Source organism: Chryseomicrobium palamuruense, assembly GCF_042649045.1.
GTDB classification, from domain to species: domain Bacteria; phylum Bacillota; class Bacilli; order Bacillales_A; family Planococcaceae; genus Chryseomicrobium; species Chryseomicrobium palamuruense.
Genome location: NZ_JBHSEF010000018.1, coordinates 1 through 8,728 on the forward strand (window position 1 = coordinate 1; position 8,728 = coordinate 8,728).

Annotated in this window: 10 protein-coding genes and 1 pseudogene; 8 read left to right on the top strand and 3 right to left on the bottom strand. The window is 40.7% G+C overall.

Annotation, left to right across the window (positions count from 1 at the left end; all coding sequences use genetic code 11):
• Positions 1–258: 258 nt before the first annotated feature.
• The gene (locus ACFO0S_RS06910) at positions 259–486 is read right to left on the bottom strand and encodes a WGxxGxxG family protein (protein ID WP_378141069.1); all 228 of its coding nucleotides are present in this window, start codon (positions 484–486) and stop codon (positions 259–261) included.
• A 126-nt stretch (positions 487–612) separates the two neighbouring features.
• Between ACFO0S_RS06910 and ACFO0S_RS06915 the strand changes: the two genes are divergently transcribed.
• The gene (locus ACFO0S_RS06915) at positions 613–858 is read left to right on the top strand and encodes an RNA polymerase sigma factor (protein WP_378141070.1); all 246 of its coding nucleotides are present in this window, start codon (positions 613–615) and stop codon (positions 856–858) included.
• Positions 859–916: 58 nt separating this feature from the next.
• Here ACFO0S_RS06915 and ACFO0S_RS06920 read toward each other — a convergent pair whose 3' ends face one another.
• Positions 917–1,885 (bottom strand): M23 family metallopeptidase, encoded by a 969-nt coding sequence (locus ACFO0S_RS06920; protein WP_378141077.1) that lies wholly within the window; start codon positions 1,883–1,885, stop codon positions 917–919.
• 511 nt (positions 1,886–2,396) lie between these two features.
• On the opposite strand from ACFO0S_RS06920, the gene ACFO0S_RS06925 reads away from it, so the two are divergent.
• The 3 genes from ACFO0S_RS06925 (at position 2,397) to ACFO0S_RS06935 (ending at position 4,539) form a co-directional block, all read left to right on the top strand.
• Entirely contained in the window at positions 2,397–2,510 is a 114-nt protein-coding gene (locus ACFO0S_RS06925; RefSeq protein ID WP_378141078.1) for a polysaccharide deacetylase family protein, read from the top strand.
• 792 nt (positions 2,511–3,302) lie between these two features.
• Positions 3,303–4,082: a PAS domain S-box protein gene (locus ACFO0S_RS06930; RefSeq protein WP_378141071.1), complete on the top strand. Its 780-nt coding sequence runs from the start codon at positions 3,303–3,305 to the stop codon at positions 4,080–4,082.
• A gap of 172 nt (positions 4,083–4,254) precedes the next feature.
• Entirely contained in the window at positions 4,255–4,539 is a 285-nt protein-coding gene (locus tag ACFO0S_RS06935; protein ID WP_378141072.1) for a hypothetical protein, read from the top strand.
• 46 nt (positions 4,540–4,585) lie between these two features.
• On the opposite strand, the gene ACFO0S_RS06940 is transcribed toward ACFO0S_RS06935, so the two are convergent.
• Positions 4,586–4,759, bottom strand: a complete 174-nt coding sequence (locus tag ACFO0S_RS06940) for a hypothetical protein (protein WP_378141073.1) — start codon at positions 4,757–4,759, stop codon at positions 4,586–4,588.
• A 151-nt stretch (positions 4,760–4,910) separates the two neighbouring features.
• On the opposite strand from ACFO0S_RS06940, the gene ACFO0S_RS06945 reads away from it, so the two are divergent.
• The 4 genes and pseudogenes from ACFO0S_RS06945 to ACFO0S_RS06960 form a co-directional block, all read left to right on the top strand.
• Positions 4,911–5,573, top strand: coding sequence for a DUF5694 domain-containing protein (locus ACFO0S_RS06945; RefSeq protein WP_378141074.1), 663 nt, complete (start codon positions 4,911–4,913; stop codon positions 5,571–5,573).
• A 64-nt stretch (positions 5,574–5,637) separates the two neighbouring features.
• Complete coding sequence (locus ACFO0S_RS06950; RefSeq protein WP_378141075.1) at positions 5,638–7,566, top strand: DNA/RNA helicase domain-containing protein; 1,929 nt, start codon at positions 5,638–5,640, stop codon at positions 7,564–7,566.
• A 150-nt stretch (positions 7,567–7,716) separates the two neighbouring features.
• Complete coding sequence (locus ACFO0S_RS06955) at positions 7,717–8,013, top strand: hypothetical protein (RefSeq protein WP_378141076.1); 297 nt, start codon at positions 7,717–7,719, stop codon at positions 8,011–8,013.
• A gap of 336 nt (positions 8,014–8,349) precedes the next feature.
• Positions 8,350–8,728 (top strand): annotated as a pseudogene (locus tag ACFO0S_RS06960) (IS4 family transposase); the annotation flags it as partial.

Below are 8,728 nucleotides of genomic sequence, written 5' to 3' on the forward strand. Positions count from 1 at the left end.
AGGTCGTAGATGGGTACAGGCTTATTCACGCAATTGAGACTTCCTGATTTTGGTTAATCAACACGCGTGATCTGATTCCTTACCTTTTAATTTTCTGGTATTACATATTATTAAGGAAAATTAGAATCATTATTTAATTAGTTCAAGATCGACATTGCTCCTTTAATCTATCCTACATGCAGCCAAACATAAAAGCAGATGCCCGTCTACAAAGGGGCATCTGCTTTGCCTATAATATCAGTGTTTCGGGGCAGCTTGTCATTGATTACTGCGCTTACCTTCATCTTTTCGTCGAAGTCCCAATAGACCCGCCAATCCTAGAAGCCCAATCCAACCCCAATCCATGTCATTATCGTCATCCGCATCAGCGGCAGACACTTGAGTATTTGCATTGTTGTTGCCAGTGCCATTATCTGCAAAAACGGTTGTTCCTGCTGTCGTAAACGTTATCAATAAAGCGAGTAATAGTGCCATTGCTTTTTTCATCTAGAAAAGACCTCCTTGTGAGTTTCTTATTAGTATGGCTCCCGCTATGAATTTAATTCATGGTCCATTAAAAATGTCCATTGTTCAACTAACTGGATGCTTTAGTAAGATCAACGGGCTGATAAAATGATTGAGCAATTATATGATGTGTATCGTAATGACGTATATCATTTTTCATTGTACATCACTAACAATAAACAGAAAGCAGAAGACATTACTCAAGAAACTTTTATAAAGGTAATGAAAAACCTACATCATTTAAAAGACGAGAACAAGAGAAAGACATGGCTCATGTCAATCGCATTGAATACTGCCACTGCTTTGAAAAGAAAGCGGAAATTGATTAATTTCTTACCACAACTCTTAAATTGAGGCACAAGATGAGAATTGGACAAGCGCTGGTATCCACATTCGCTGTGGATACCAGTGTTTACTGCGCTTTCCTGTCCTCGATTTCCCAACGTTTCAAAGAAGGGAACGGATCATATGCCCATTCAATCCGGCCGTTGAATTTATACATGCCATAGTGAAGATGTGGCGGAAACTTGCCAGAAGTCCCTTTTTTCCCGTATCCGGAATTTCCCACAAAACCGATGATCATCCCAGGCTCTACAATGTCGCCTTCTTTGACGCCTTTATCGAAATACGCCAAATGGGCGAAGTAATGGTACGTATTATGGATATCGCGGATTCCGACACGCCATCCGCCGAAGTCATTCCACCCCATGACTTCAATCACGCCATAGGTGGTAGCTCGCACAGGGACACCGTATGAAGCAAACAAATCCGTCCCTTCATGCATTCGGCGTCCACCCCAGCCGCGGCTAGCTCCCCATGTACTACGGTAGCTATAATCCCTTGCGACAGGAAGGGGAAAGGCGTGTTTATCTAGGTCAAGTACTTGAAAATGTTTGTAGATCCGTGCAATGGTACTAACTTGCCGAACTGCTTCATCACTACCGTAATAATTTTTAAGTGCCTTCTGAAAATTAGCTTCAGAGTGACCGAATTGACTCAAATAAGTGGACAGTGTCAACATCACGTCTTCATTGTTCTCTCGGTCTGCCTTGCCATCCCCATTCCCATCCATTCCGTTCCCGCCGAAAAATGCGATGGTAGAAAGTCGCGTATCGTTCTTATCCGGATTCAAGTCACCCACCCAAAATTCATCTGAAAATTGAAGAGCGATGGGGCCATCTCTCTTTTTTAAATCGTTGCGCACCTGTTGAATATTTCGCTCGTACTTGTCCACTGCAGCCAAATAGTACCATGGCAAAGACCAATTGGAATAGAATTGGTAATAAGCCATACGCTCGTCTAAAATCTGCTCTTTGGTCTGTTCGCCTTCAGCATCTACAACGGAGACAAAGGCGAAAAAGCCAATACTCCCAAGAAGCATATATCGAAATTTCTGGAACACATCAAAATCCTCCTTAATTTATCACGTTCCATAGTTTCTGCATTACACTTCGTTTTATGCATTTATTGAAATGAAAGAAGAATTTCCGCCTACTTAGAAGGAAATTGACGGATGGATAAAAATAGTTAAACACCAAAAATTCCAAAATAGGACGAAATTAGCTCTTAAAAAAGTAAAAATTACTGCGTAACGTAGAGAATATAATGGATGTAATTCTTGATAATAACTAGAATAGGTGACGGTATTGAAGGGAAAGTATATTATAGTGCTTTCTTTTTTTATTCTTTTAAGTTCCATTTTTTAGATAAACTTTGATGTATGTGCTCAGAAAGGACGTCGCCATTACGAAAGTACTGGGGAAGTGGTGTGGGATATAAAGACCGAAGAAAAAATAATTGGCCTTACATATGATGATGGTCCCTATCGGAAATATATTGCTGAAGTTTTAAATTGATTAGCTAAATATGATGCTATAGCAACGTTCTTAATTATTGGAGAAAATGCAGAGAAATATTCAAGACATGTATTAAGAATACATGATGAGGGACATGAAGCAGCAAATCGCACATATACGCATCCTTCAAAAACGACAATTGCACATTAAGAGAAAGAACTAAAAAACAAACGAAATAATATACAGTAATACAGGGTCTTACCCAAATTTGCTTTGACCTGTTGGTGGACAATATACAAATGGCATGATAAAGGCGGCCGTGGACAAAGGATATAAGGTTGTAATGTAATTTTGGCACCTGGATACAGAAGATTGGAAAAATCCGGGTGTTAAGAACGTTGTAAATAAAGTGGTGAATGTTACAAAACCAGGACATGTCATACGTTTTTATGATGGTGCTGGTAATTGTAAACAGACTGTGAAGGCATTTGAAGCATTTGTTCAGGTTGGATAATCTTGGTTATGTGCTTATTGAGCTTGGGCATCTACTAGTTATCTGAAACATTGCCAAGGTCGTTGAGAACGTAAATATGGAACAGGGTTTCGAATGGATTGAGAATACCCTCGTATCCAACCTTCTAAGAAGCAAGTCGATAGATTCATTACATAAAATATTGAAATCTAACTACTTACAGAAAAATCGTTCATCCAGAAGAACCCAATCTTACCTATAAAGGATATTGGTTAGATGAAATTACAACTTTGAGTAAATAACTTATGGCTCTTTTATTAATTGGGCTTTGTTAAAGGTAAGGCTTAATTTTATTAAGGTGTGAGTATTTGTGAACTGTTATACTTAAACTAACGGGGCAGGTTAGTTGAATAAGGATTTTTAAAAACTAATATGTACAGATAGGGGTATAAAATACAATAATTATTCACTTATTGTATAATGTTTTTAGTTGAAAACTTATAGTTTTTGGTAAGGAGGAGTGAATTTTCATGGGAAATAATACGGATGAAAAATTGTATCGTCAAATCGTGGAATCGACCACGGAGGCAATTATTATTCAACAAGATGGGAAATTTAAGTATATAAACCCTTCAGGAGTAGACTTTTTACGGGCTGCTTCCAGTGAGGACGTTATAGGTAAATCTGTATTCGATATCGTACCCGAGGAGTATAAAGTGCTGACAGTAATGCACACAAAATCGATCCTTGATGAAAATAAACCAACTGGTATTATCGAAAAACAATTAAAACGGTTTGATGGTTCACTAGTCGATGTAGAAACAAACTGTACTCCTGTTTTGTATGAGGGTAAAAAAGCGATTCAATCTGTCGTCAGAGATATAACAAAGCGTAAAGAAATCGAAAAATCACTCGTAAAAATGTCCAAAGAAATTAACACACTATCAGCTCCAGTCGTCCCTATATTGGAAGGGATCGCTGTGTTACCCCTAGTAGGTTCTATCAATTATGAAAGAGCGAATTATATTTTAGAACATGTGCCTTTAAAAGTACAGGAACAGAGTGTCCATACTTTGATTAGCGATTTTTCAGGCATCTATGAACTTGATGCAATGGTAATCCAATGTCTGTTTGAAACTAGTGCCATTCTTGGTTTGCTTGGTGTTCGTTCTATTGTAACGGGGATAAGACCCGAAATTGCCCGAAGTGTTGTTCAGCTCGGAGCCGATTTATCGCTAATACAGATATTTGGAACTTTACAGCAGGCAATACATGATTTGGTGTTAAAGGATGGCTCCGTAAGTGTTTGAATAGGATATCAACTATATTCCGTGATATATTGTTATCCATCTTCATTACAGAATTGTTTTCTGGAGTCCAAGCAATCATGAGACGGCTTTTTATTATTGTGCTAATGGGGCAGTTTGGTTGAATAAGAATAGTGAAACATAAAATAGAAAATAAAACATAACAGAGCAATGTATGAAGTGGTTTACAACCAGATTAATAGTAGGCCTGATTGCATTGGTGGGAGCATTTTTTACAGAGGATATCGCTAGAATGACAGGTGAATTGGATCGAACCCTATTGTTAATTAGTGTTGTGGTTGTGTTCGTTTTAACTCTATCCTCATTCTTTAGTATTGCTAAAGCAAATAGGAATAAAATTAAAAGGGAGATTGTCGCTTCTATCTTTGTTGCGTTCATTCCGTTAGCAGCATTAGCAGTAAATGGGTTACTATTTACTGTTTATTTTGTTGGCAAATAACTAAAACACCTTCTGACGTAGCTAAATAGCTAGGTCGGAAGGTTTTTTAATACGGACCGGTGGAGTGATTCGTATCTCCCATCTGATAATTCGATGCTTCTCCTGGCTTCGTACGCGGATGAGTCGATTGTTGATCCGGACTCTGGCGTTTTCGATTCAATACATCTACAGCAAATGCGAAAGCAAGTACACCGCCAATGATTCCAAAAAAGATTCCCATGTGCTCCCGCCTCTCATGAAATGGATTGCTATGTATAGTGTACCAGATATATACAGTTTGGAAGGTGTCATTTATACTATGTATAGAATGAAGAGAAAGATACGGGGTGGGAAATTTGAGATCAAAAGTGTTGATTCTAGGAACATTTCATATGGCTGAGGAATCAGGTTTAGATACAGAGAGAAGACAGACAGAAATAAAGGAGCTAGTCGCTAAACTCGCGCAGTTCCGACCGACAAAAATTGCATTAGAAATGGTACCGGAAGACGGGGAAGTCTGCCAAGAGAAATATTCGCGGTACCAGCAGGGTACGTATGAACTTGAAATGAACGAGTACTATCAACTAGGCTTTCGGTTAGCTGATCAGCTCGAGCACGCACAATTGTATCCGGTCGATTGGATGGGAGTAGCAGACCGCGGATACGGGGAAGTCGAGTCCTGGGCTCGTGAACACCAACCAGAACTGCTCGAGGACATGTTGAAAAACCTGTCGTTTCCCGCGCTCAAGCCTGAGAAAGACTTACTTTCTTATTATCAAGAACTGAATGATCCTGTCTTCCTCCAACAAGTAGATACCTTTTACTTGAACGTCGCTAGAATCGGGACCATCTCCAACAACGTAGGCATCGATTGGTTGAGTTGGTGGTACAAACGAAACTTGATCCAATTCGCCAACCTGACCCGTCTCGCCGACTCTCCAGACGAGCGCATTCTCTTCATCGTCGGTGCGTCTCATGTGCGGATTGTGGAGAACTTTTTGCGGGAGAGTGGGTGTGTGGAGGTAGTGGGGGCTTTAGACTATTTAAAAAGCTAAGCAATCAAAATGCTAAAATGAAAGTAAAGAACTGATTCTATGGTAAAAGAGGAGGCCACCTAAATTGATCATCTACGAAGCAACCATATCTGAATTTCTAAGCGATATCGAGAATGAAGTGATGGTCGATCGTCTGTATGAAGTGTATCGCGAGAAGATTGGAAAGACATCGAAAAATGAAATCCGTTCTTGGGATCATTCACTTCAGCGAATGTCGAACGTTCTTCGTGACCGCCAAATTCCAAGAGATGCGAAGGCCGCCATTGAGTTCAAAATTCCGAACACAGGGAAACGTGTGGACTTCATTATTGCCGGGAATGACGGAGCAGAGGACCATGCCGTTATCGTCGAACTTAAACAGTGGGAATCTGTGGAGAAAGTTGAACGAATGGATGCGGTAGTCGTCGAAACCTATCTAGGTGGGGGCCGCCGTCAAACAACACACCCTTCGTATCAAGCGTGGAGTTACGCCGCACTCATCGAAGATTTCAATGAAGAAGTGCGCACACTTCCTATTCATCTGCAACCGTGCGCTTACTTGCACAATTACATAATTGAAGAGAAGGATCCACTTATCGATGAACATTACCAAGAACACCTCGAGAAAGCTCCTGTTTTTCGTAAAGGTGAAATGCAGAACTTGCGAAACTTTATTAAGCAATACATCAAATACGGGGACAGCAATAATGTCATTGAGAAAATAGAAAATGGTCGTATCCGTCCGTCCAAATCTTTGCAAGATTCGATGGCCAGTATGTTGCAAGGAAATCCGGAGTTTGTCATGATCGATGATCAGAAAATTGTCTATGAACAGATTATGAATTACTCAAGGACGCTATTAGAAGCAGATAAAAAAGGTGTGTTCATTGTAAAAGGTGGTCCTGGAACAGGTAAGTCCGTATTAGCCATTAATCTTCTCGTGCAGCTGATACAAGATGATTATTTTGCGATGTATGTGACGAAGAATAGTGCTCCACGTGACGTCTATGCAACGAAGCTCAAAGGCACGATGAAAAAGAAGAGTATTGATAATTTGTTTAAGGGGTCTGGAAGTTTTCATGCAGCAGATCCGAATGAATTCGATGTACTAGTTGTCGATGAAGCCCACCGGTTGAATGAAAAGTCCGGTCTATTTAGTAATTTGGGAGAGAATCAAGTCAAAGAACTACTCAATGCAGCGAAGTTCAGTGTGTTTTTTATTGATGAAGCCCAGCGAGTGACGATGAAGGATATAGGAAGCATCGACCTTATCAAGAAATACGCGAACGAGCTAGGAATCGAAGTCTTTGAAGGGGAACTTGCCTCTCAATTCCGCTGTGATGGGTCGGATGGATATATTGCATGGCTTGATGATGTTCTGGAAATTCGTGAGACAGCGAATGCACATGATTTAGGTATGGACTATGATTTCCGGGTGATTGATTCTCCAACAGAACTACTAAAAATGATTCGAGATCGCAATGACCGCAATAACAAATCTCGTCTTGTCGCAGGATACTGTTGGGAATGGGTGAGTAGTGGGAAGAATGACCGGGAAGTGCACGATATTGTCATAGAGGAACATGACTTCTCAATTAGCTGGAACCTTGGAAATGATATTTGGGCTATTGCATCGGAATCGATTGACGAGGCTGGGTGCATTCACACATGTCAGGGACTAGAATTTGATTATGTCGGAGTGATTATTGGGGATGATCTGCGATATGAAAACGGTCAAGTTGTCACTGATTACACAAAACGCGCAAAGACGGATTCATCGATAAAAGGCATCAAAAAGAAAATGAAAGAACAGCCCGATGTGGCCCGGCGAGAAGTAGATGCCATTATCCGTAACACCTACCGCACACTGATGACTCGTGGACAAAAGGGATGTTACATCTACTGCACGGATAAAGCACTAGCGGATTACTTCAAATCACGATTAGTTAAAGTTTATAAAGAGCAAGTCGAAGTTCAAGAGTACTTAGTTGCGGAGACGAAAGAAGAGTATTGAAGAGCCAGAGATGGCTCTTTTAATATTGAGACTTTAAAGGGAAAGCTTTGATGCATCAAAAGAAATTCCATTTATAAGAACTGTAATGACTAAAAACCGTCTAACTTTAAGTCAGAACAAGTTCCGTGAAAACGAATGGAGGAAATTTCGATGTGGGTACTATTAGGCGGATTGGCCATCTTAGCTACAATCATAAATATTTATTTGTTTTCGAGAGGAAAGGACTTCAGATTCGCAATGGCGGCAGGATTATCCTTCACAGCGCTCACACTATGCGCAGAAATTAGTTTGGTGGCGATTTGGATTGCAAGAGAGGACTGGTCAGCTGCAAGCGAGCTCGTGAATTACCAATGGGCACTATGGTTTGCGACATTCGCTTCGATCATCCTCAATATGTTGCCTTTGTTTATGGGGAGTAAAGGAAAGGTTAGTAGTCGGCATTCCTAATTTAGCTGAATTAAAATGCGATTTAGCGGTCTATATCCAAGAGGTAATTCAAATAATCTCTATGGGTGAACATTGTGAATTACAGATCAACGTTATCGTGTCAGTAAAATGCCGTTGATAAAAATTCCACAAGGGAATTTTAACTTGCGGGTAACTTGCAGTTTAATAAGAATGAGCAAAGAAAAGTGGCGTGAAAACGAGATATTCTTAGAGATTTTAACTTGCAACACGCGTGTTGATTAACCATTTTTCCCCATTGAAATAGAAAGAAAAAGAGAGATGCTTCCTGTAAAATGTAAGTTACCACACCAACATTTTCGAAAAGGGGCATCTCTCATGACCAAGAATACCACGTTCCAAAAGCTGATTCAAAACTTTCTTTCTGATGTAGAACTGCAGGAGATCCTAGCGGAATTCGAATTTGAGGACAAGGCGCGCAAATGTACCGTCTCCGTACTCCTCTCCTATCTGACAGGAGCTGCGATGAATGGCTGGAAGAGCTTCGGCCACGCCGCAGATGTCGGTCCCAGTGCCGGATTGGTGCCCCTTGACCATTCCTCCCTCTCCAAGACGGTGACCCACCTCGACTATGCGATCATGAAACGGGTCTTCGAAGTGATCAGCGGGAAACTGAACCGGGCCGCCCGGCGCCGCCTGAAGATTCCAGGATCCCTTCTATCCATTGATTCGACAACGATCACGGTCGGGAAGACAC